This window comes from Caballeronia sp. NCF2 (assembly GCF_023631205.1).
GTDB classification, from domain to species: Bacteria; Pseudomonadota; Gammaproteobacteria; order Burkholderiales; family Burkholderiaceae; genus Caballeronia; species Caballeronia zhejiangensis.
Genome location: NZ_JALQDN010000037.1, coordinates 1 through 23643, shown reverse-complemented (window position 1 = coordinate 23643; position 23643 = coordinate 1). Strand labels below are relative to the sequence as shown.

The window sequence follows — 23643 nt, the reverse complement described above, 5'->3', positions numbered from 1 at the left end:
CGGCATGGGCCTTGCGCGCTGCTTCCCGCAGCACGAAAGGCGCATCCGGCAGGCGAATAGTGCGCTGCGTGGCCTTTTTTGTTTCGCGAACCGAGGCCCCGATGACTTCTCTTCAACACACGCCGCTGCACGCCGCTCACCTCGCGCTCAACGCGCGCATGGTCGATTTCGGCGGCTGGGACATGCCCGTCAACTACGGTTCGCAGATCGACGAGCACCGCGCGGTGCGTACTGACGCCGGCATGTTCGACGTCTCGCACATGCGCGTCGTCGATTTCGAAGGCGAGGCCGTCCGCGAATTCTTCAAGTACGCGATCGCCAATAACGTCGACAAGCTGACGACGCCCGGAAAAGCGCTCTATTCCTGCCTGCTCAACGGCGACGGCGGCGTCATCGACGATCTGATCGTCTACTACTTCTCCGAAACGAGTTTTCGCGTCGTCGTGAATGCGGGCACGGCGGAGAAGGACATCGCCTGGTTCGGTCAATTGAATGCCGAAGGCGAATTCAACCTTTCCATCACGCCGCGTCGCGACCTCGCGATCATCGCCGTGCAAGGTCCGAACGCGCGCGAAAAAGCCTGGCAAGTGCTGCCGGACACGCGCGCGCAGACGCAGGACACCAAGCCGTTCAACGCGGTCGTTTTCCCGTCGACGCAATTCGGCGAACTGATGCTCGCGCGCACCGGCTACACCGGCGAGGACGGTTTCGAGATCGTCGTGCCGGCGACGCATGTGGAAGCGCTCTGGAACGCTTTGCGCGACGCAGGCGTGAAGCCCGCCGGCCTCGGCGCGCGCGACACGCTGCGCCTCGAAGCCGGCATGAACCTCTACGGCCAGGACATGGACGAGAACGTCTCGCCCCTCGACGCCGGCCTCGCGTGGACCGTCGATCTGAAGACGCCGCGCGATTTCGTCGGCCGCAGCGCGCTCGAAGCGCACGGCTCGAAGGCGAACTTCGTCGGGCTCGTGCTCATCAAGGAAAACGGCAAGGCGGGCGGCGTGCTGCGCGCGCATCAGAAAGTCGTCACGGAACGCGGCGACGGCGAAATCACGAGCGGCACGTTTTCGCCGTCGATGCAGGAGTCAATCGCGTTCGCGCGCGTGCCCACGGGTGTTGCCGTCGGCGACACGGTGCAGGTCGTCATCCGCGACAAGCAACTGCCGGCGCGCGTGGTAAAACTTCCGTTCGTGCGCAACGGCAAGGTTCTGGTTGAGCTTTCCTGAAGCCGTCGCGCCCGTTTCCTCCGATCAAGAACCTCACGAAAGAATCACGCAAGGAGCATCCAATGAGCATCCCGGCCGATCTGAAATACACCGAATCGCACGAATGGGTCCGCACCGAATCCGATGGCACGCTGACCGTCGGCATCACCGATCACGCGCAGGAAGCGCTCGGTGACATCGTGTTCGTCGAACTGCCCGCGGCGGGCAAGACCGTTGCGGCGGGCGACGCGATCGCGGTGATCGAATCGGTGAAGGCCGCTTCCGATATTTACGCGCCGGTGTCGGGCGAGATCGTCGCATCGAACGACGCGCTGACTTCGGCGCCCGATCAGGTCAACGGCGCGCCGTACGAAAGCTGGCTCTTCAAGATCAAGCCGGCCGGCGACGCCACGCTCGACAAGCTGCTCGACGCCGAAGGCTACGGCAAGTCGATCGGCGAATAACCCATCTCAATGACGATGGCGGCTCGCGCAGACCAAGAGCGAGCCGCGTCGCAGGAATTCACATGAAGCTCGAACACCCGGATCGCCTGATGAACCGCACATCCCTGTCACTCGCCGCGCTCGAATGCCACGACGCATTCGCCGAGCGGCACATCGGCCCCGATGATGCCGACCAGCGCGCGATGCTCGACGCGCTCGGTTTCGCGTCGCGCGCGGCGTTCATCGACGCGGTGATTCCTGAATCGATCCGCCGCAAGGACACGCTGCCGCTCGGCGCGTTCACGCAGCCGAAAAGCGAGGCGGAAGCGCTCGCGTATCTGCGCAAGCTGGCGGACGAGAATCTGGTGTTCCGGACTTACATCGGCCAGGGTTACTACGGCACGCACACGCCGGCGGTGATCCTGCGCAACGTGCTCGAAAATCCGGCGTGGTACACGGCATACACGCCCTATCAGCCGGAAATTTCGCAAGGGCGCCTCGAAGCGCTGCTCAATTTCCAGCAGATGGTCATGGACCTGACTGGCCTCGCGATGGCCAACGCCTCGCTGCTCGACGAATCCACCGCCGCCGCCGAAGCGATGACGCTGCTGCAACGCATCGGCAAGCCGAAGTCGAACGTGTTCTACGTTGCCGACGACGTGCTGCCGCAGACGATCGAAGTCGTGAAGACGCGCGCGAAGCCGGCGGGCATCGACGTGAAAGTCGGTCCCGCCGCCGATGCCGCCAGCGCGAATGCATTCGGCGTGCTGCTGCAATATCCGGGCGCGAACGGCGATGTGCGCGACTATCGCGCGCTCGCCGAAGCGATCCACGCGGCGGGCGGCCATGTCGTCGCCGCCGCGGATCTGCTCGCGCTGACGCTCATCACGCCGCCGGGCGAATGGGGCGCGGATGTCGCGATCGGCAATACGCAGCGTTTCGGCGTGCCGGTCGGCTTCGGCGGGCCGCACGCGGCATACATGGCCGTGCGCGATGAATTCAAGCGCCAGATGCCGGGCCGTCTCGTTGGCGTGACCGTCGATGCGCAGGGCAATCCGGCGCTGCGTCTCGCGCTCCAGACGCGCGAGCAGCACATCCGTCGCGAGAAGGCGACGTCGAATGTCTGCACGGCGCAGGCGCTGCTCGCGATCATGGCGAGCATGTACGCGGTCTATCACGGCCCGCGCGGTCTCAAGACGATCGCGCTGCGCGTGAATCGCGTGGCGTCGATCTTTGCGGCGGGCGTAAAGAAGCTCGGCTACACGATCGCGAACGACACGTTCTTCGATACCGTCACGATCGAAAGCGGCGCGAGCACGACCGCGCTGCATCAGGCCGCGTACGCCGCGCACATCAATCTGCGTCATGTGAGCGCGAGCCAGGTCGGCGTTTCGCTCGATGAAACCACCACGCGCGACGACTTGCAGAAGCTCTTCGCGCTCTTTGCGGAGGTCGCGGGCAAGACCGAAACGTTCGATATCGACGCGCTCGATCAATCGGTGACGGATTCGCTGCCGCAGGCACTGCATCGCACGAGCGAGTATCTGACGCATCCGGTTTTCAATCGCCACCACTCCGAGCACGAAATGCTGCGCTATCTGCGCAGTCTCGCGGATAAAGACCTCGCGCTCGACCGCACGATGATCCCGCTCGGTTCCTGCACGATGAAGCTCAACGCGACCTCGGAAATGCTGCCGGTCACATGGCCGGAGTTCGCGGCGATTCATCCGTTCGCGCCCGCCGAGCAGACGGTCGGCTATCGCACGATGATCGATCAGCTCGAACAGATGCTCGTCGCGTGCACGGGTTACGCGGCGGTGTCGTTGCAGCCGAACGCCGGTTCGCAAGGCGAGTACGCGGGCTTGCTCATCATTCACGCGTATCACGAGTCGCGCGGCGAAGGGCATCGCAACGTGTGTCTGATTCCGGCGTCCGCGCACGGCACGAATCCGGCGTCGGCGCAGATGGCGGGCATGCAGGTCGTCGTCGTCGCGTGCGATGCGAACGGCAACGTCGATATCGACGATCTGAAGGCGAAGGCCGAAAAGCATTCGGCGAATCTCGCGGCGATCATGATCACGTATCCGTCGACGCACGGCGTGTTCGAGCGCAACGTCCGCGAAATCTGCGACATCGTGCACGCGCACGGCGGCCAGGTGTATGTCGACGGCGCGAACATGAACGCGATGGTCGGTCTCTGCGCGCCCGGCCAGTTCGGCGGCGACGTATCGCACTTGAATCTGCACAAGACGTTCTGCATTCCGCACGGCGGCGGCGGACCGGGCGTCGGTCCGGTCGCGGTCGGCGCGCATCTGGCGAAGTTCCTGCCGAATCAGACGTCCACGGGCTACAAGCGCGATGAAGCAGGCATCGGCGCGGTGTCGTCGGCGCCGTACGGCTCGGCCGCGATTCTGCCGATCTCGTGGATGTACATCGCGATGATGGGCGCGAGCGGCCTCACCGCCGCCACCGAAAGCGCGATTCTCGCGGCGAACTATGTCGCGAAGCGTCTCGCGCCGCACTATCCGGTGCTGTACAGCGGCGCGGGCGGACTGGTCGCGCACGAATGCATTCTCGATGTGCGTCCGATCAAGGAATCGAGCGGCATCTCGGTGGAAGACGTCGCGAAGCGCCTGATCGACTACGGCTTCCACGCGCCGACGATGAGCTTCCCGGTTCCGGGCACGCTGATGGTCGAGCCGACGGAATCGGAATCGAAGGAGGAGCTCGACCGCTTCATCGACGCAATGATCGCGATCCGCGAGGAAATCCGCGCGGTCGAAGAAGGCCGCGCCGATCGCGAGGACAACGTGCTGAAGAACGCGCCGCACACGGCGGCGGTCGTCGCATCGGATGCGTGGGAGCACAAGTACACGCGCGAAGCGGCCGCGTATCCGCTGAAGTCGCTGATCGCGCGCAAGTACTGGTCGCCGGTCGGCCGTGCGGACAACGCTTATGGCGACCGCAATCTGATGTGCTCGTGCGTGCCGGTATCGGAATACGCGGACGAGTAAGGCTACGCGCACGAACCTGAGAGAGCGCCGCCCGAAAGCGTAAAGCTTCGTCGGGCGGTTTTGCGGCGCGTTCCAGAACGGCTAACATCTCACCCCGGACCAAAAGCCAAAACAGGGAGTTCACATGGCGCTCAAGGTGCGAGAGGTGAAAGGGACGAACCGCGCGTGCGCGGCGCTGGCGATGCTCGGGGTGATGTCGCTTGCCGCATCGTCCGCGCACGCCGCGATGAATTTCTGCGCGGCGCCCGCGATGCAGACGAGCGAGCGCACCAACGCCGATCCCGGTGTGAAGGCCCTCGTGAAAATGGTGCAGTCGCGCGTGAACGATCAGCCGAAGCCGCGCGCGAAGCTGCATACGGAAGGCACGCTGCCGCACGAAGGCATCTACGACGAAAGCGTCGAAGCGGAGAAAGACCTCGGCCTGATGCGCGACGCCGCGCTCGCGTGGCGCGCGACCGGCGACGAACGTTACCTGCGTCTCGTCGACCGCTTCCTGTTCGCGTGGACGACCACGTATCAGCCGAGCTTCAATCCGATCGACGAAACGAATTTCGAATCGCTGATTCTCGCGTACGACCTCACGGCGAGCGCGCTGCCGGTCAAGACGCGCAACGCGGCGAACGCGTTCATCACGAAGATGGTGAGCGGTTATATCGACGATATGGACAAGCAGCCGCGCCCGCTGACCGGCAGCTATCGCAACAACTGGCAGAGCCATCGCGTGAAGCTGGTGGCGATGGGCGCGTTCACCATCGACGACCGCAAGCTCATCAACGCGGCGCAGCGGCTTTTTATCGAACATATCGGCGACAACATCGCGCCGGACGGATCCACGGTCGATTTCGCCGAACGCGATGCGCTGCGCTACGTCACCTACGATCTTCAGCCGCTCGTGACGGCGGCGCTCGCCGCGCGCAGGCACAACCGCAACTGGCTGCCGGAGCGCGCGCAGTCGGGTGCGACGCTGGCCGTGGCGCTCAACTGGCTCACGCCGTATGCGCTCGGCACGAAGACGCACGACGAATTCGTGAAGTCGTCCGTGCCTTTCGACGCCAAGCGGCGCGAAGCAGGATTGCCCGGTTACTCGGGTCAGTGGGATCCGAGGAACGCGGCGGAACTCTTTCATCTCGCGGCGCGTCTCGACGGCCGCTACGCGCCGGTGGCGCTGCGGCTCGCGCCCGCGCCGCCCGCGTGGCTCGCGGTGTGTCTGCCGCTGCCGGCGCGTTAATTCTTTCAGTCAGGTGATGTCATGGCAGTCAGCGTATTCGACCTCTTCAAGATCGGCATCGGACCTTCGAGCTCGCACACCGTCGGACCGATGCGCGCCGCGTTGATGTTCGCGCAGGGGCTCGAGCGCGACGAACTGCTGGAGTCGACGGCATCGGTGAAATGCGAGCTGTACGGCTCCCTCGGCGCGACGGGCAAGGGCCACGGCACCGATCGCGGCGTGATGCTCGGCCTGATGGGCGACGCGCCCGATACCGTCGATGCTTCGAGCATCGTGCCGCGCCTGGAGCAAGTGCGAACATCGAAAACGCTCGCGCTGCTCGGCGCGCGCCAGATTCCGTTCACGATCAAGGAGAACATCGCGTTCTACCGGCAGGCGCTGCCGGAGCATCCGAACGGCATGAAGCTCTACGCGTTCGATGCGAACGGCGCGTTGCTGCGCGAGGCGACGTATCTGTCTGTTGGCGGCGGATTCGTCGTGACGGCGGGCGCGGCGAATACGGCGGTGCTGACGGCGCACGAGCAGTTGCCGTATCCGTTCCAGACCGGCGACGAGCTGATGAAGATGTGCGCGGACTCAGGCAAATCGATCGCGCAACTGATGTGGGAAAACGAGCGCGTGTGGCGTTCGGAAGACGAGATTCGCAGCGGGCTGCTGCGCACCTGGGACGTGATGCAGGATTGCGTCGCGCGCGGGTGCGGCATCGGCAATCCGGAAGCGGAAGGGCATCTGCCGGGGCCGTTTCAGGTGAAGCGGCGCGCGCCGCAGCTTTATCGCGCGCTGGCTGAAAAGCCCGAGCAGGCGTTGCGCGATCCGTTGTCGATGATCGACTGGATCAATCTCTACGCGATTGCCGTGAACGAGGAGAACGCGATCGGCGGACGCGTCGTGACGGCGCCGACCAACGGCGCGGCGGGCATCATTCCGGCGGTGTTGCATTACTACGATCGCTTCGTGCCGGGATCGAATACGCAAGGCGTGATCGATTTTTTGCTGACGGCTGCGGCCATCGGCATTCTGTACAAGATGAATGCGTCGATTTCCGGCGCGGAAGTCGGATGTCAGGGCGAAGTCGGCGTCGCGTGTTCGATGGCGGCGGGCGCGCTGGCCGCGGTGCTCGGCGGCACGCCGGCGCAAGTCGAGAATGCGGCGGAAATCGGCATGGAGCATAACCTCGGGCTGACGTGCGATCCGGTCGGCGGAATGGTGCAGATTCCGTGCATCGAGCGTAACGCGATGGGTTCGGTCAAGGCGGTCAACGCGGCGCGCATGGCGATGCGCGGGGACGGATCGCACTACGTTTCGCTCGATTCGGTAATCAAGACCATGAGGGAGACGGGCGCGGATATGAAGACCAAATATAAAGAGACTTCGCGCGGCGGATTGGCGGTGAATATCGTGGAGTGTTGAGCGCTAGGGGTTGCCTGCGGACAAGCCGCTTTATCGATGACTGAAACATTCGTTGTACGAGATAATTTGCGGTGCGGACGCGGTTAGCATCAGCGGAATCCAAGACAGATTTTGCCGATTGCAGACCGAGAGAGCAGCATTGGAATCCGATCAATTGCTTGCCCACAAGCAGGCGTTCAAGACGCTGACTGCGTCGCCCAAGTTCAGGCAGATGAACAAGAGCAAGTGGCCGAAGCCATTCAGCAGAATGGCGCGTCCGCGTGTCCAGGCCACCGATCTGATTCCCGTTTCGGATGCGCACTGCGTGCTGTTCATGTGGCGCGATGGCGAAGAGCTAATGGATCGATCGTTCTACGGACACCTGCTCTGGACTTTGCCTCAAGGCGATTTGTATCCGCTGTTGGAGTTTCACTATCATCCGAGCCATAGAGGCGTGCATTGCAAGATGCCCTCCGAAACGACCATCGATTATCGGAATCGCTTGCTGCCGGGCGCGCCGGAGCTTAACCTCAAGTCATCTCGAATTTTCGATCCGCGCGTCACAGATGATCGCTCGGCGCTCATCGTCCTATTTTGCCGAGCGACAGGCATCACGATCTCTAACGAGCAAAACGGTCAAGGCGATTTATTGTGTTAGCCGAATTCCTGAAGCGAACGGTATGCGCGCTCTTCGAAGTTCACGAAGATCCGCGTCAGGTGTTTCGCATCGTCACTCCGCTCGAGTATCCGGGCACCGGAGATCGCGTGGTGGTTCGAGTGCGCGTTCGCGATGGCGCGTTTTCGATCGACGAGAACGGTGAGGCTTGCCTTTGCGCAAGCATGATCGGCGGGGACGTCGAGTCCGGCGCCGTCGAGCAGTGGTCGCAGAGCCTTTTGCAGTACAGTCCGGCGCGTCTTTGCAACGACGAAGTCATTCGCGCCACGACAATGGACGAGCGGCTGGTGGTCCCCTACGTGTTTCGCGTGGCCGAGGCGGCGCAGCAGCTTTACGGTGTGGCGACGTCGCGCGTCGAACGCCGATCGGGAAGTGATTTCAAGGGACGCTTGTCACGCACGATTGCCGACATAGCCCAAGAATTCGACTTGAAGCACTATGCCGAGGTCGAACTGCCCATCTCAGGGAAATTCATCGCGGACCACGTGATCGAGACGCCGACGCCGTCGATCGTCATTGCAGCCATGAGCGACACGCGACTCCTGGAAGGGGAATTGATTCACATGCAGTATCGCGAGGCAAAGAAGTCAGGGCACATACTGGCGATCGCCGAGAGTCAGTTGGCCGTCGGCAAGGCACAGTTCGAACGCGCCAACTACTACACCTGGAAGACCGTCGTCTTCGATGCGCGAAACCTTCGAAGTCTGATCGGTTCGGTCCTTCATTGAAGCGGAACATCACGCCCCAATCAAATTCACCACCTTCACATTCCTCGTATCCGGCACTTCGGCATACGAGATCACCTTCAACTGCGGCAAGCTCCGGCGCAGGAACCGCGCCAGCATCGCGCGCAGCGAATGCTGCACGAGCAGCACCGGCGGCAAGCCCAGGTTCTGCTGACGCATGATCGCGTTTTGCGTCGAGTTCATCAGCGTCTGCGCGAGTCCCGGTTCCAGTCCCGGATTCGGACCCGTCGACAATGCCTGCGACAGCACGCGCTCCAGCGTCGGATCGAGGCCCATCACCTGCAGATCGTCGTTGCCCGGATACCACTGCTGCGTGATCGCGCGGCCCAGCGCGAGACGTACCGCCGCCGTGAGATCGTGTGCATCCGAAACACGCGGCGCGTGTTCCTGCAACGCGTCGAGAATCGTACGCATGTCGCGGATCGGCACGCTTTCGTCCAGCAGGTTCTGCAACACCTTCTGCAGCGTCGTAAGCGAAATGACCTTCGGCACGAGATCTTCCGTCAGCGAAGGCGTGTCCTTGCCGATGCGCTCCAGCAGCGCCTGCACTTCCTGACGGCCGAGCAATTCGGCAGCATGCGTCACGACGAGGTGATTCAAATGCGTCGCGACCACCGTGCTCGCATCGACGACCGTGTAGCCGTAGACCTGAGCCTGTTCGCGCAGATTCGTATCGATCCACACCGCCGGCAGACCGAACGCCGGATCCTGCGTCTGCGCGCCCGGCAGCGCGGCCGAGACCTGTCCCGGATTGATCGCGAGCCACTGACCCGGAAACGCTTCGCCGACGCCCACTTCCACGCCCTTCAGCGCAATGCGATAACCGTTCGGCCGCAGTTCGAGATTGTCGCGAATATGGATGACCGGCGGCAAAAAGCCGATTTCCTGCGCGAATTTCTTGCGGATGCCCTTGATCCGCTTGAGCAATTCGCCGTCGCTGTTGCGATCGACGAGCGGAATCAGGCGATAACCCACCTCGAGCCCGAGCGGATCGATGAGCGACACGTCCTCCCAACTGGCCTCGGCATTTTCGGCGGAAGCCGCAGCCGCGCTCGCCTGGAGCGGCGTGACATCGGTGACGGCGCTTTTCTTCTTCGCTTCGGCGCGCTTGTTCATCGTGCGCGCGGCGTAGATGAGGCCGCCGCCGAGCAGCATGAACGCGAAGTGCGGCATGCCCGGAATCAGGCCCATCACGCCGATGATCACGCCTGTAATCATCAAGACGCGCGGGTTCTGGAACAACTGGCCGGTCAGCTGCGTGCCGATGTCTTCCTCGGTCGCGACGCGCGACACGATCACGCCCGCCGCCGTCGAGATGATGAGCGACGGAATCTGCGCGACGAGGCCGTCGCCGATCGTGAGCAGCGTGTAGTTGGTCGCCGCGTGCCCGAAGTCCATGTCGTGCTGGAGCATGCCGACGATCAGCCCGCCCACCACGTTGATGACCATGATGAGCAAGCCCGCGATCGCGTCGCCGCGCACGAACTTCGACGCACCGTCCATCGAACCGTAGAACTCGGCTTCCTGCGCGACCGCCTGACGGCGCTTCTTCGCCGTTTCCTCGTTGATGAGACCGGCGTTCAGATCGGCGTCGATGGCCATCTGCTTACCGGGCATCGCATCGAGCGTGAAGCGCGCGCCGACTTCGGCGATACGTCCCGCGCCCTTCGTGATCACCATGAAGTTGATGATCATCAGAATCACGAACACGACGATACCGACCGCGAAATTCCCGCCGACGAGAAAGTGCCCGAACGATTCGATCACCTGACCGGCCGCGTCCGGGCCGGTGTGACCCTCGAGCAGCACGATACGCGTCGACGCGACGTTCAGCGACAGGCGCAGCAGCGTCGAGAACAGCAGCACGCTCGGGAACGCCGCGAAATCGAGCGGCTTTTGCGTGTACATGCTGACGAGCAGCACCATCACCGACAGCGCGATGTTGAAGGTGAACAACAGATCCAGCAGGAACGCCGGCAAGGGCAGAATCATCATGCCCAAGATCATGCAGATCAGGATCGGGCCGGCTAAGGCGCGAAGGTTCTGCGCGCCCAGCGCGTCGGGCCGTTTGGCGAAAAATCCAGCGCGCGCGTTCATGCTGCGGCTCCATTGTCAGTGTTGTCGCCAGCCAGGGCTTCGGCAGCTTCCTGATCGGCGTCGGCGTCGGAAACGCCGCCTTTGTCCAGTTCCTTCGGCACCTCGAGATCGGACGGTTCGTCCGGCTTGATGCCGCCATCTTCCTTGTAGCGCTTGAGCTGGTAGACCCACGCCAGCACTTGCGCGACCGCGCCGTACAACGCGCCCGGAATCTCGCGGTTGATCTCGACGTTGTGATACAGCGCACGCGCGAGCGGCGGCGCTTCGAGCAGCGGCACGTTGTGCTCGCGGCCCAGTTCGCGGATGCGCGCCGCGACCAGATTCACGCCCTTCGCGACCACCTTCGGCGCGCGCATCTCGCCGTCGGCGTACTTCAGCGCGACGGCGAAGTGCGTCGGGTTCGTGACGATGACATCGGCGGTCGGAATCGCCTGCATCATCCGGCGACGCGCGGCCGCGCGCTGCTGCTGGCGGATCTTGCCCTTGATGTGCGGATCGCCTTCGTTTTCCTTGTGCTCGCGCTTCACTTCTTCCTTGCTCATGCGCAGCTTCTTCGCGTGCGAGTAAAGCTGATACGGCACGTCGACGGCCGCGACGAGAAACAGTCCGCCGATCGCCATCGCGCAGCACACGAAGATCATGTGCATCGCGTCGGCGAGCGCGAGATCGAGCGGCTTCGTCAAAAGGCCGAGCACTTCGGCCTTGCGGCTCCACATCGCCCAGCCCGCCATGCCGCCGACCACCGCCGTCTTCAAGAGCGACATGCCGAGCTGCACCGGGCCTTGCATCGAGAAAATCTTGCCGAGACCGCTGATCGGATTCAGACGCCCGAAGTTCGGCGCGAGCGGTTTCGTCGTGATGAGCCAGCCGCCGAGAGCCATCGGCGCGACGAGCGCGGCGAATCCGGTCAGCAGCAGCACGGGCAAAACGGCGAAGAGACCTTCCCGGCCCGCGTTCGCCGCGCCGATCATCATCTGGTGCGTGTCCAGCACCGTCGCGTGATCGAACGTGAACGCGCCGCGAAGAATCGTCTGCAAATGCTGGTTGATCGGCCCCGACAACGCCCACACGCCGAAAAAACCCGCCGCCAGCAGCGCGAACGACGCGAGGTCGCGCGAACGCGCAACCTGACCGTCCTCCCGCGCCTTTTCCAGGCGCTTGGGAGTCGCTGATTCGGTTTTTTCGAGATCGCTTTCTTCTGCCACCGGGCCTTACTCCATCGCTTCCATCGGTTTCACATGCGAGCGGCACGAAGCCGCTTTTTGATGAAAGCGATTATTGCGGAAGGCGTCGAGCAGCCATCGGCGGATAAAGCCGGGGAAAAGGGGGTTATTCGGCCGATGAAAGCGCGGGAAACAAAAGCGGCGCGCGCCTCGCGAGAAGCGCGCGCCGTTCGAGAGGCGAGAAACGGCAATGACAGGCGATCAGGCGCCGGGCACGCGGCCGTCCGGACCGTAGAAGCCGCCCTTCGACGGAGCGACCTGCAACGCGGCGAGCGCCTTGCGGTTGTATTCCATGCGGGTGCGGATCAGCACGCCGTTGTTGTTGTTGCCCTGTTTCGCGCGGCGGGCCGCGGCGGTGAGCAGCGCCCATTGCTCGGCGATCTTGCTGTCGCCCGCAGCGGCCGCTTCCATGCCGACGAAGCCGCCGGGAAAACCGAGCGCGTTCAATTGTTCGTCGCGCGCCTTTTCGAGAGCGGAGATGCGTTCGGTGAGCGCGGTCTTGTTCTCGATGATCGTCGGCAGCGCCGGAAGCGGCTGCGCGGCGATCAGCGCTTTTTCCTCGACCTCGAGGAGGGATTCGAAGGCCAGAACAGCGGCGACTTCTTCGGTGACAGTGGCAAGCAGGGCGTCTCTCATTGCATCGCTCGAAAAGCGGTTTGAAAAGCCGCCCGGTGTCGCCAACGCTCGCCGTCACGCGCAAGGCGCTACGGAAGCGTTCAGCCGCCGGTCGGCGGGGTTCTCGTTTGCAGCAGGTCGCGAGCGGTGCTCAAAATGCCGTCGGCGATCTTGCTGGTGTCCATCTTCAGGCTGCCGTCGCGGATTGCGGCCTTGATCGACTCGACTTTCGCCGTGTCGATGTCCGAGCCGCTCGATGCGCGCAAGTCGCTCGAAACCGACGACAGACTCACCGTCGAATTTTTCGCCGGGCTCGCGCCCGCTTGCGATTGCTGCACGGTGCCCGCGGCACCTTTCGCGTCGTTTTGCGACGCGCGCGGCAGATTGTCTTGAAGGCCAGCCAGATTGGTGTTGCTATTCGATTCGATCTTCACGATGTCCATTCCCGAACGTGTTGAGTCCTTTAACGGCGACGGGTCTTGAAAACTTTACCCTGACGCCGGACTGCCAACTGCCGTTCGCTCTGCCTATCGCGCTCTGAGCCTTATGTGGCGGGCATCGAGCGCATTTGCAACAAAATGAAACAAGTGTGGGGGACCGAACACATCCCGTTTTACAGGGCCACTTCCACCGTCTGACTGTCCTTCACGATGCCGGTGATGATCTGGCCACCGGCGGTTTTGACGCGTACTTGCTGGCCGGGCGCCGCGTTGTTCATCACGGTGCCGTCGGCGGAAATCGAGAATCCGGAGCCGCCGGCGACGACGTGCACGGTCTGGCCGATCGACACCGACGTCGACGCGCGCAGCATGTCGGTGCGCAGCGGCAGGCCGGCCGGCACGCGCGACAGTGCGACTGCGCCGACGGCCTGAGCCGGATCGGTGACGATGGCCTGCGGCATCACGGTGAGATCGCCGTCGCGGGCGACGAGATCGGCGTTGTTCAGCACTTCGCCCGGCGCGATTGCGCGCGCGGCGGTGTAGTAAGTGGCGTTGATCGATACGCGCGCCTGCACGTAAAGCGTCCACGGACGCTCGCCGACGCAGCGCACGCCGACCGTCAGTCGACCCCAGAGGCGCGCGCCCGTCGGCATGAACGGATCGAGCGCCGAGCACGCCGCGAGACCGCGCGGAAAGACCGGCGTCACGGTGATGTCGACCTTGCCCGGCAAGCCGGCGGCCTGCTGCTGAAGAAAGTTGAGCGCGGTGAGGCGGATCGATTCGCCGTCTTGCATGGTGGCGGCTGCCGCTGCGGCCGGCGTTGCTGCTGCCGCCGACGGATTGAAGCTCACGCGCTTCATCGGCGAAGCGGCGGCGGCGACGGGCGTCGCGGGGCTCGCCGCGACGGGTTTGACGCTCGCGCCGCGGACGACGCCATCGTCGCGCGTCACGACGACGGGCATCACATCGCGCGAAGCGGATGCGGCCGGCGCTTTCTGAAGCGCAGGCGCCGCAACCGCAACCGCGCGCGCAGGCTTCGCTTCGCCCGGTCCGGGAATCACGATCATGCCGCTCGCGTCGTTCATCGCGCTGTTCATCGCGCTGTTCATCGAATCGTCGGCGGCGTCGGCGCGGGCGTCGAGTTCGAGCGCGGCGTTGCGCATCGCGGCGTCGGCGGCTTTGGTCGCGGCGCGATAGCCGCTCGGGCCCGGACGCGTCATTTCAGGCGCGGGCGCCGCGGCAACGGGCGTCGCGGCGCGTGCCGTCAGCTTTTGGGCCATGTCGGCTGCGGCGGCCGGATTGGTTTCGGCGTTGCCCGGAATGACGATCGGGCCGTCGGCCTGCTGCGCCTGTGCGAGCGCAGCCACGCCCATCCATAGAGACACGCCGGCCAGACCGCGCAGCGTGCGGCGCGCGAACGTCGCTGCGGCGCGAGCCGTAGGGTTCGATGCACGTTTCGCGGACCTGCTCATCGACTTTCTCCGTACCTGATTCGATCGGGCCGCAAACGATGCGGCGACTGCATTAATCCGTTTGCGGCGGGAAAAAGACCCGCAATCGGCAACGAGACGAATTCTAGATATCGGCCGGATAACGCAAGCGTCGAATAGAGGCCCCGTTTCCCGGTTATTCGTCGGATTAGTTATTGCGCGCCGCTCCTAAGATGCGTGTCATGCAAAAAGGCCCCGGCGCTGCCGACAGGAGAAACCGCAATGCTTGACAGACTCGACAAGGAATTCGCATTTGGCCGCGAGGCGCTCGACGTGCGCGCGTATCGGCAGGAATTGCTGTCGTCGAATATCGCCAACGCCGACACCCCCGGCTACAAGGCGCGCGACGTCGACTTTTCGAGCGCGCTCGCGGGCGCGCTCAAGCAGGGCGGCAGCGCATCGAACGGCTCGACGCTGAAGATGGCGCAACCCGTCCGCGTCAGCATGAGCGGCGGCATGGCGACGACGGCCAAGGGCCACATGAGCGGCACGTCGACGCTGTCCGCGTCGGGCGGCCCGAGCGACGACTACGGCAAGCTCGCCTATCGCGTGCCGAGCCAGCCGTCGCTCGACGGCAACACGGTCGATCTCGACTCGGAACGCGTGCAGTTCGCGGACAACGCGCTGCACTTCGAGGCGGGCATGACGGTGCTGTCGTCGCAAATCAAATCGATGTTGTCGGCGATTACGTCGAACAGTTGAGCGCAGTAGGAGAAACACATGCCTTCCTTGATGAACATCTTCAACGTCGCCGGCTCGGCGATGTCAGCCCAGGCGCAGCGCCTGAACGTCACCGCGTCCAACCTCGCGAACGCGGACAGCACGACCGGCCCCGACGGCAAGCCGTACAAGGCCAAGCAGGTCGTGTTCGCGGTCGATCCGCTCGGCGGCGCGAAGACCGCGTCGGGCCAGCAGGTCGGCGGCGTGCAGGTGACGGGCGTCGTCGACGATCCGAGCCCGATGAAGACCAGCTACGACCCGAGCAACCCGGCGGCGAACGCGGACGGCTATGTGACGCTGCCCAACGTCGATCCGGTGCAGGAGATGGTCAACATGATTTCCGCGTCGCGTTCCTATCAGGCGAACGTCGAGACGCTCAACACCGCCAAGCAACTGATGCTCAAGACCCTGACCATCGGAACCTGATAGAGACACTCAAGGAACACAACGTGACGACCAGCACAACCATCGGCAGCAACGGCACCACGGTGTCGCAGACGCTGCTCGACACCATGAACGGCGCATCGTCGAGCTCGTCGACGTCGTCGACCTCGGCGACCGGCGCGCAATCGGCGTCGGATCTGCAGAACACATTCCTGACGCTGCTCGTGACGCAGCTCAAGAACCAGGATCCGACGAATCCCGCCGACAGCTCGCAGATGACCTCGCAGCTCGCGCAGATCAACACGGTGACGGGCATCGGCCAGTTGAACACGTCGCTGTCCTCGCTCGCGACGCAGCTTTCCGCCGGCCAGCAGACGCAGGCGGCGCTGCTCATCGGCTCGAACGTGCTCGCCGCGGGCAACAACATGACGGTGTCGAGCGGCAAGTCGTCGAGCTTCGGCGTGCAACTGGCCAACGACGTGAGCGACCTGCAGATCGTCGTGAAGAACTCGTCGGGCCAGATCGTCAACACGCTCGACCTCGGCGCGCAAGGCGCGGGCGTCGTGCCGGTGACGGGCTGGACGCCGGTCGATTCGAAGGGCGCCACGCTCGCCGACGGCACGTACACGATCACCGCGCAAGGCACGATCAACGGCCAGCAGGCGACCGCGACGACGCTGTCGGCTTCGCAAGTGCAAAGCGTCGTGCAGATGTCCGGCGGTGCGCCGGGCCTCAAGCTGTCGAACGGCTCCACGGTCGCGCTGTCGGGCGTCGCGTCGATCCTCTAAATCCAATTTCAGGACGGGCGCGGGCTCGTTACGGAGAAACATCAAATGAGTTACCAACAAGCACTGAGCGGTCTGGGCGCTGCATCGAGCGATCTCGACGTCATCGGCAACAACATCGCCAACGCGAACACGGTCGGCTTCAAGCAGGGCTCCGCGCAATTCGCCGACATGTACGCGAATTCGATGGCCACGGCCGTGAACAACCAGATCGGCATCGGCACGAAGCTCGCCGAAGTGCAGCAGCAGTTCTCGCAAGGCACGATCACGACGACCAACCAGGCGCTCGATGTCGCGATCAACGGCAACGGTTTCTATCAGTTGTCGAACAACGGCTCGATCGTGTATTCGCGCAACGGCGTGTTCCATCTCGACAACCAGGGCCGCATCGTCAACTCGGCGGGCCTGCAACTGATGGGTTACGCCGCGAACTCGGACGGCGTCGTCAACAGCGCGAGCACCGTGCCGCTGACCGTGCCGACGTCGAACGTCGCGCCGACCGCGACCAAGAACATCACGGCCGCGTTCAACCTGAACTCGCAGGACACCGCGCCGACCGGCGCCTTCGATCCGACCGATTCGACGACCTTCAACCAGTCGACGTCCGTCGATGTATACGACTCGCTCGGCGGCACGCAGAAAGTGTCCGTGTACTTCCAGAAGAGCGCGACGACGAATACGTGGCAAGCCTACGCGACCTACGGCGACCCGGTCAGCGCGCCGATTTCGCTCGGCACGATGGCGTTCAATTCGTCGGGCACGCTGACCTCGACGACCGATTCGAGCGGCGCGGCGACGGCGGCAACCGGCAAGTTCACGTTCTCGATTCCGAACGGCGGGGACGGCGGCGCGACGCAGCAAGCGCTGACGATCGACCTCAACGGCACCACGCAGTACGGCGCGAAAGACGGCGTGACCAACATCGCGCAGGACGGCAACAGCACGGGCGAGCTGACGGGCTTCACGGTCAGCACCGACGGCACGCTGACGGGCAACTACTCGAACGGCCAAACGAAGGCGCTCGGGCAGATCGCCATCGCCAACTTCAACAACCAGAACGGCCTGCAGGATCTCGGCGGCAACGTCTACGCGCAGACCTCGGCGTCGGGCGCACCGCAAGTCGGCGTGCCGGGCTCGACCAACCACGGCACGCTGCAGGGCGGCGCGGTGGAGAACTCCAACGTCGACCTGACGAGCGAGCTCGTGAATCTGATCACCGCGCAGCGCAACTATCAGGCGAACGCGCAGACGATCAAGACGCAGCAGACCGTCGATCAGACGCTGATCAATCTGTAACCGTCGTCTGCACGCGAATTTGACGCATTAGGAAGAAGGAAAGCGATTCATGGACCGTCTGATCTACACCGCGATGACCGGCGCGAGCCAGGCGCTCGAGCAGCAGGCCGTCGTGGCGAACAACCTCGCGAACACGTCGACCACGGGTTTCAAGGCGCAGCTCGCGGCGTTCCGCCAGGTGCCGATGTCGTTCGAAGACCAGTCCGCCGATGGCACGACGCGCACTTTCGTGCTTTCGTCGACGCCGAACGCGGACTACTCGGCAGGCCCGATCCAGCAGACGGGCAATCCGCTCGATGTCGCCGTTCAGGGACAGGGCTGGTTGTCCGTGCAGGCCGCCGACGGCAGCGAGGCTTACACGCGCGCCGGCAATCTGCATGTGGATCAGAACGGCCAGCTCGTCACGGCGAACAATCTGCCGGTGCTGGGCAACAGCGGTCCGCTGTCGATTCCGCCGGGCGCGGAAGTCACCATCGGCAAGGACGGCACGATCTCCGCGCTGATTCCCGGCGACCCGCCGACGGCGATCGCGGTCGTCGATCAGCTCAAGCTCGTGAATCCCGATCCTGCGACGCTCACGCGCGGCGATGACGGGCTCTTTCGCACCGCCGGCGGCGACCCCGCCGACGCGGATCCGAACGTGGTCGTGGCCGGCGGCGCGCTCGAAGGCAGCAACGTGAATCCGGTTGCCGCGATGGTCTCGATGATCACCAACGCGCGGCAATTCCAGATGCAGACGAAGCTGATGGAATCGGCGGACCAGAACGAACAGTCGGCCAACAAGCTGCTCAACTTCTCTTAAGCGGCAAACAGGCTGCAAACACGCGGCAAACGCCGGCTACACAGGATACGAAACAAGATGAATCGCTCTCTCTACATCGCCGCGACCGGCATGAATGCGCAGCAAGCGCAGATGGACACCATCTCGAACAACCTCGCCAACGTGAGCACGAACGGCTTCAAGGGCTCGCGCGCGGTGTTCGAGGATCTGCTGTATCAGACGACGCGCCAGCCGGGCGCGAATTCGACGCAGCAGACCGAACTCGCATCGGGCGTGCAGCTCGGCACCGGCGTGCAACAGGTCGCGACCGAGCGCCTCTACACGCAGGGCAACCTGCAGCAGACCGGCAATTCGAAGGACGTCGCGATCAACGGCCAGGGCTTCTTCCAGGTGACGATGCCCGACGGCTCGACCGCCTACACCCGCGACGGCTCGTTCCAGACGAACTCACAAGGCCAGCTCGTCACGTCGAGCGGGTATCAGCTGAATCCGGCGATCACGATTCCGCAGAACGCGACGGGGATCACCATCGGTTCGGACGGCACGGTGTCGGTGACGACCGCGAACACGTCGACCAGCACGACGGTCGGCCAGGTCACGCTCGCGACCTTCATCAACCCGGCCGGCCTCGATGCGCGCGGCGAAAACCTGTTCTCGGAAACGAGCAGCTCGGGCGCGCCGAACGTGTCGCAGCCGGGACTGAACGGCGCGGGCTCGCTGCAACAGGGTTATGTGGAAGCGTCGAACGTCAACGTGGTGCAGGAACTGGTCAACATGATCCAGACCCAGCGCGCGTACGAAATCAACAGCAAGGCCGTGACCACGTCCGACCAGATGTTGCAGACGCTTTCGCAAATGCAGGTTTAATCCCCTCTATTCGACGGATGGGAATCGCGGCGATGGCGTCACACTGATGCCTGAATCCGCTTCAGAAGAGTTATCACGATGTCGCTCACTCACATTCTTTCGCGCGCGTCGATCGGCGCGCTCATCGCATCGCTGGCCGCGTGCGGCCTCGTGCCGAAAGAGCCGATCATCCAGCAGCCGATGACCGCGCGTCCGCCGCAGCCGCCCGTCGGCACGCGTTCGCCCGGCGCGATCTACAACGCGGGCTACGCGGGCCGGCCGCTGTTCGAAGACCAGCGTCCCCGCAACGTGGGCGACATCCTGACCATCGTGATCTCGGAAAACGTCAACGCGACGAAGTCGTCGGCGGCGAACACCAACCGCGGCGGCAACGCGTCGTTCGCGGTGCCGACCACGCCGGGCCTCTTCGGCGGCCTCTTCAACAACACGAACCTCTCGGCCACCGGCGCGAACAAGTTCACCGCGACGGGCGGCGCGAGCGCGGCCAACACGTTCAGCGGCACGCTGACCGTGACCGTCACCGACGTTTTGCCCAACGGCAACCTGCAGGTGAGCGGCGAAAAGCAGATGCTCATCAACCAGGGCAACGAGTACGTGCGCTTCTCGGGCGTCGTCAACCCGACGACCATCTCGGGCAGCAACACCGTCTATTCCACGCAGGTCGCCGACGCGAAGATCGAATACTCGGCGAAGGGTTACATCGACGAAGCGCAGAACATGGGCTGGCTCCAGCGCTTCTTCCTCAACGTCGCGCCGTTCTGATCATGAATCCGTTTCTCCGTTTCGTTTCCTTCTCGCTCGCAGCCGCGCTCGTCGCCATCGGTTCGGCGCATCAGGCGCACGCCGAGCGTCTCAAGGATCTCGTGCAGTTTCAGGGCGTGCGTGACAATCCGCTGATCGGCTACGGTCTCGTCGTCGGTCTCGACGGCACCGGCGACCAGACGATGCAGACGCCGTTCACGACGCAATCGCTCACCAACATGCTCGGCAACCTCGGCATCACGGTGAACCCGTCGACGTCGTCGAACATGCAATTGAAGAACGTGGCCGCCGTGATGGTGACGGCCACGCTGCCGCCGTTCGCGCGTCCCGGCGAGGCGATCGACGTGACGGTTTCGTCGCTCGGCAACGCGAAGAGCCTGCGCGGCGGCACGCTCCTGATGGCGCCGCTGAAAGGCGCCGATGGCCAGGTGTACGCGATGGCGCAGGGCAATCTCGTCGTCGGCGGCGCGGGCGCGAGCGCGAACGGCAGCAAGGTGCAGGTGAACCAGCTCGCGGTCGGCCGCATCTCGGCGGGCGCGATCGTCGAACGCGCGGTGCCGTCGGCGTTGCAGCAGCAGGGCGGCGTCATGCAGATGGAACTGCGCGAAATGGATTTCGACACGACGCAGCGCATCGTCGCGGCCGTGAACAATCAGTTCGGCATGGGCACCGCGCTCGCGCTCGACGGCCGCACGATCCAGTTGCGCGCGCCGCAGGAGCCGAGCGAGCAGGTGTCGTTCATGGCGCAGCTGCAGAACATCGACGTGCGTCCGGCGCAGGCCGCCGCGAAGGTGATCCTGAACGCGCGCACGGGTTCCATCGTGATGAATCAGATGGTCACGCTGCAGAACTGCGCGGTCGCGCACGGGAATCTGTCGGTCGTCATCAACACGAAGACGGCGGTGAGCCAGCCGAACGCGTTCTCGAACGGCCAGACGGTTGCGGCGAAGGAATCGTCGATTCAGTTGAAGCAGGACAGCGGCGCGCTCAAGATGCTGTCGGCGGGCGCGAATCTCGCGGATGTCGTGAAGGCGCTCAATGCGCTCGGCGCGACGCCGGCCGATCTCATCTCGATCCTTCAGTCGATGAAGGCCGCGGGCGCGCTGCGCGCAGACCTCGAAATCATCTAAAACGAATAAGAACCTATGAACTCGAACACGAACGGCATCGCCGGCACCGCGCTGGCATCGACCGATACGAGCAGCGGATTCTCGAATCTCTCGAACCGTTTCGCGCTCGACACGCAGGGCTTCGACGCATTGCGCGCGCAGGCCGGCGCGAACCCGCAGCAGGGCCTGAAGGAAGCGGCCAAGCAGTTCGACGCCGTCTTCACGCAGATGATGCTGAAGAGCATGCGCGACGCGACGCCTTCGGACAGCCCGTTCGAATCGAACGATTCGAAGACCTTCACGTCGATGCTCGATCAGCAATTGTCGCAGCAGATGTCGTCGAAGGGCATCGGCGTCGCGGACATGATGCTCAAGCAGCTCATGCGCAACTCGGGCGCGCAGACCGGCGCGGACGGCAAGGGCGGCGCCATGAACACGATGAGCACGATGAACGCGATGCAGACGCTCGGCGGCATGTCGGGCGGCGGCGGCGATCTCGACGCGAACGCGGGCAATCTCGCCGCGATGAACGCGATGGCGAAGGCTTACGCTGCGGCGCAGGGCAACAGGAACAACGCGTCGCTCGCCGGCAAGGGCTACACGGCGGCGGATTCGGTGGAAGCGCCGGCGCGCGGCAACGGCTCGGACAAGGTGAACGCGTTCGTCGACCGGCTCGCCGTGCCGGCGCAGGCCGCGAGCGCGGCGACGGGCATTCCGGCGCGCTTCATCATCGGTCAGGCGGCGCTCGAATCGGGCTGGGGCAAGCGCGAGATCAAGCATCCGAACGGCGCGACGAGCCACAACATCTTCGGCGTCAAGGCGACGAAAGACTGGAACGGCAAGACTGTCAGCTCGGTGACGACGGAATACATCAACGGCCGTCCGCAGAAGGTCGTCGAGAAATTCCGCGCTTACGATTCGTACGAGGACGCGCTTACCGATTACGCGAGCGTCATCAAGAACAATCCGCGTTATGCGCCGGTGATTCAGGCTTCGCGCGACGTCGCGGGCTTCGCGCACGGCATGCAGAAGGCGGGCTACGCGACCGATCCGCAGTACGCGAAGAAGCTCATCTCGATCATGCGTCAGATCGTCTGACGCCCGTTCGACCGCGTAGTTCGATATTGAAGCGCGGGCCACGCCGCGCATTCAGCCGATGTATGCGGCCGCTTTATTGCTTCGGGGAAGCAAACGTTTTACGTCCGTAGGGACGGCGCACCACATACATTTTTCGGCGGGCGACCCTAAACTTTTGAAGAGGTATGCCGCTAACCTGAATAATCGAAGTGCCGGACCTATTCGGTTCGGATCGTCGCGCGATGTTTCGGGGGTCGGGCAGCGCGCGAGCACAATGAACACGGCTAGCACCATGAACACCAATCAAAAGCATGACGTTGCCGACGAGGATATCGCGCCGATCGTGGATTTCGGCAGGCGTAATCCGCTGGAAATCGGCGTGGCGCTGCGCAATCTCGCCAATCGCGGGGACTTTCTGACGGCGCAATACGGCGACGGTCAGATCGTCACGCGCGTGCTCGACGTCGATGTGACCGCGCATCGCTTCACGTTCGACTGGGGCGGTCTCGACGAGCAGAATCGCGGCGTGCTTGCGTCGCAGAAGCTGATTTTCAGTGCGGCGCCGGATGGCGTGCGCGTCGAGTTCACGACGCCGGGTGCGCGCGAAACGATGTTCGACGGGCGTCCGGCGTTCGAAGTCGATTTTCCGACGGTGCTGTACTACATGCAGCGGCGCGAGTATTTCCGTGTCGATACGCCGGTTCTCGATCCTTACATCTGCACGGGTTCGTTGCCGGATGGCGAGCGATTCCGCTTCGAGGTGCATGATCTGTCGCTGGGCGGCGTGGCGCTGCGCACGACGGATGATCGCATCGCGGATCTGGAGATGGGCATCGTGTTTCAGGATGCCGAGCTGCATTTCAGCGCGAATGGACGTGTGACGGTGGATATGATGCTGGTTTCGCATCGGGAATCGACGACGGCGAAAGGGGATCGGCGATATACCATCGGGTTCAAGTTTGTTTCGATGCCGGGGTCGGCGGAGAATACTCTTCAGCGGCTGATCACTCAGCTTGAGATGAAGCGACGGTCTTTGGCGAAGTAGGGGTTTTGCTTTTGCTTTTGCTTTTGCTTTTGCTTTCGTTTTCGCCGGATCCCGTTTTCGTGTCGGTCTATTAGCACTGCCCCTGTGCGGGGCGGCAGTCACTTTCTTTGCTGCTGCAAAGAAAGTAACCAAAGAAAGCAGCTTCCGATACGCCCGCGGTCACACGCAATTTGGGTAGTCCTCTCGTCCATCGTGGGCTGCCTAAAGAGTGCCCTCATAGGCCCCATCGGGCTTGGCTCGCGCACGGTCCG

General features: G+C 63.7%; 22 protein-coding genes. 17 read left to right on the top strand and 5 right to left on the bottom strand.

Annotated features, from left to right (window positions below):
• Window positions 1-101: 101 nt before the first annotated feature.
• The 7 genes from gcvT (at window position 102) to NCS02_RS13845 (ending at window position 8683) form a co-directional block, all read left to right on the top strand.
• Window positions 102-1226 (top strand): glycine cleavage system aminomethyltransferase GcvT, encoded by a 1125-nt coding sequence (gene gcvT, locus NCS02_RS13875; protein WP_239295434.1) that lies wholly within the window; start codon window positions 102-104, stop codon window positions 1224-1226.
• Window positions 1227-1288: 62 nt separating this feature from the next.
• Window positions 1289-1669, top strand: a complete 381-nt coding sequence (gcvH, locus tag NCS02_RS13870; RefSeq protein WP_008352521.1) for a glycine cleavage system protein GcvH — start codon at window positions 1289-1291, stop codon at window positions 1667-1669.
• 62 nt (window positions 1670-1731) lie between these two features.
• Complete coding sequence (gcvP, locus tag NCS02_RS13865) at window positions 1732-4662, top strand: aminomethyl-transferring glycine dehydrogenase (protein ID WP_008352522.1); 2931 nt, start codon at window positions 1732-1734, stop codon at window positions 4660-4662.
• A gap of 124 nt (window positions 4663-4786) precedes the next feature.
• Window positions 4787-5890 (top strand): alginate lyase family protein, encoded by a 1104-nt coding sequence (locus NCS02_RS13860; protein ID WP_008352523.1) that lies wholly within the window; start codon window positions 4787-4789, stop codon window positions 5888-5890.
• 21 nt (window positions 5891-5911) lie between these two features.
• Window positions 5912-7300 (top strand): L-serine ammonia-lyase, encoded by a 1389-nt coding sequence (locus tag NCS02_RS13855; protein WP_250519812.1) that lies wholly within the window; start codon window positions 5912-5914, stop codon window positions 7298-7300.
• Between the two features lie 139 nt (window positions 7301-7439).
• Window positions 7440-7937 (top strand): hypothetical protein, encoded by a 498-nt coding sequence (locus NCS02_RS13850; RefSeq protein WP_034472304.1) that lies wholly within the window; start codon window positions 7440-7442, stop codon window positions 7935-7937.
• Window positions 7931-8683 carry a hypothetical protein gene (locus NCS02_RS13845; protein ID WP_034472301.1) on the top strand — a complete coding sequence of 251 codons (753 nt, stop codon included), beginning with the start codon at window positions 7931-7933 and terminating at the stop codon, window positions 8681-8683. The genes NCS02_RS13850 and NCS02_RS13845 overlap by 7 nt, the downstream gene beginning before the upstream one ends.
• A gap of 9 nt (window positions 8684-8692) precedes the next feature.
• On the opposite strand, the gene flhA is transcribed toward NCS02_RS13845, so the two are convergent.
• The 5 genes from flhA to flgA form a co-directional block, all read right to left on the bottom strand.
• Window positions 8693-10798 carry a flagellar biosynthesis protein FlhA gene (flhA, locus tag NCS02_RS13840; protein ID WP_250478916.1) on the bottom strand — a complete coding sequence of 702 codons (2106 nt, stop codon included), beginning with the start codon at window positions 10796-10798 and terminating at the stop codon, window positions 8693-8695.
• Window positions 10795-12003, bottom strand: a complete 1209-nt coding sequence (flhB, locus tag NCS02_RS13835) for a flagellar biosynthesis protein FlhB (RefSeq protein WP_250523202.1) — start codon at window positions 12001-12003, stop codon at window positions 10795-10797. Before flhB ends, flhA begins: the two co-directional genes overlap by 4 nt.
• A 219-nt stretch (window positions 12004-12222) precedes the next feature.
• Complete coding sequence (locus tag NCS02_RS13830) at window positions 12223-12657, bottom strand: flagella synthesis protein FlgN (RefSeq protein ID WP_008352534.1); 435 nt, start codon at window positions 12655-12657, stop codon at window positions 12223-12225.
• A gap of 80 nt (window positions 12658-12737) precedes the next feature.
• Window positions 12738-13079: a flagellar biosynthesis anti-sigma factor FlgM gene (gene flgM / locus NCS02_RS13825; protein ID WP_008352536.1), complete on the bottom strand. Its 342-nt coding sequence runs from the start codon at window positions 13077-13079 to the stop codon at window positions 12738-12740.
• 170 nt (window positions 13080-13249) lie between these two features.
• Entirely contained in the window at window positions 13250-14548 is a 1299-nt protein-coding gene (gene flgA / locus NCS02_RS13820) for a flagellar basal body P-ring formation chaperone FlgA (RefSeq protein WP_250523201.1), read from the bottom strand.
• 240 nt (window positions 14549-14788) lie between these two features.
• Here flgA and flgB point away from each other — a divergent pair, with 240 nt between their 5' ends.
• The 10 genes from flgB (at window position 14789) to NCS02_RS13770 (ending at window position 23392) form a co-directional block, all read left to right on the top strand.
• Window positions 14789-15268: a flagellar basal body rod protein FlgB gene (gene flgB, locus NCS02_RS13815; RefSeq protein ID WP_250523200.1), complete on the top strand. Its 480-nt coding sequence runs from the start codon at window positions 14789-14791 to the stop codon at window positions 15266-15268.
• Between the two features lie 18 nt (window positions 15269-15286).
• Window positions 15287-15712 (top strand): flagellar basal body rod protein FlgC, encoded by a 426-nt coding sequence (gene flgC, locus NCS02_RS13810; RefSeq protein WP_008352540.1) that lies wholly within the window; start codon window positions 15287-15289, stop codon window positions 15710-15712.
• A gap of 23 nt (window positions 15713-15735) precedes the next feature.
• Complete coding sequence (locus tag NCS02_RS13805; protein ID WP_008352541.1) at window positions 15736-16458, top strand: flagellar hook assembly protein FlgD; 723 nt, start codon at window positions 15736-15738, stop codon at window positions 16456-16458.
• Between the two features lie 45 nt (window positions 16459-16503).
• A complete protein-coding gene (flgE, locus tag NCS02_RS13800; protein WP_008352542.1) occupies window positions 16504-17751 on the top strand; it encodes a flagellar hook protein FlgE in 1248 nt (415 codons plus the stop codon).
• A gap of 49 nt (window positions 17752-17800) precedes the next feature.
• Window positions 17801-18553 (top strand): flagellar basal-body rod protein FlgF, encoded by a 753-nt coding sequence (gene flgF / locus NCS02_RS13795; protein ID WP_008352543.1) that lies wholly within the window; start codon window positions 17801-17803, stop codon window positions 18551-18553.
• Window positions 18554-18610: 57 nt separating this feature from the next.
• Window positions 18611-19399 carry a flagellar basal-body rod protein FlgG gene (gene flgG / locus NCS02_RS13790; RefSeq protein WP_008352544.1) on the top strand — a complete coding sequence of 263 codons (789 nt, stop codon included), beginning with the start codon at window positions 18611-18613 and terminating at the stop codon, window positions 19397-19399.
• Window positions 19400-19477: 78 nt separating this feature from the next.
• Complete coding sequence (locus NCS02_RS13785; RefSeq protein ID WP_008352545.1) at window positions 19478-20161, top strand: flagellar basal body L-ring protein FlgH; 684 nt, start codon at window positions 19478-19480, stop codon at window positions 20159-20161.
• A 2-nt stretch (window positions 20162-20163) separates the two neighbouring features.
• Entirely contained in the window at window positions 20164-21291 is a 1128-nt protein-coding gene (locus NCS02_RS13780) for a flagellar basal body P-ring protein FlgI (protein ID WP_008352546.1), read from the top strand.
• 15 nt (window positions 21292-21306) lie between these two features.
• Window positions 21307-22368, top strand: a complete 1062-nt coding sequence (flgJ, locus tag NCS02_RS13775) for a flagellar assembly peptidoglycan hydrolase FlgJ (RefSeq protein ID WP_051996850.1) — start codon at window positions 21307-21309, stop codon at window positions 22366-22368.
• Between the two features lie 271 nt (window positions 22369-22639).
• Window positions 22640-23392 carry a flagellar brake protein gene (locus NCS02_RS13770; protein WP_008352549.1) on the top strand — a complete coding sequence of 251 codons (753 nt, stop codon included), beginning with the start codon at window positions 22640-22642 and terminating at the stop codon, window positions 23390-23392.
• Window positions 23393-23643: the final 251 nt, after the last annotated feature.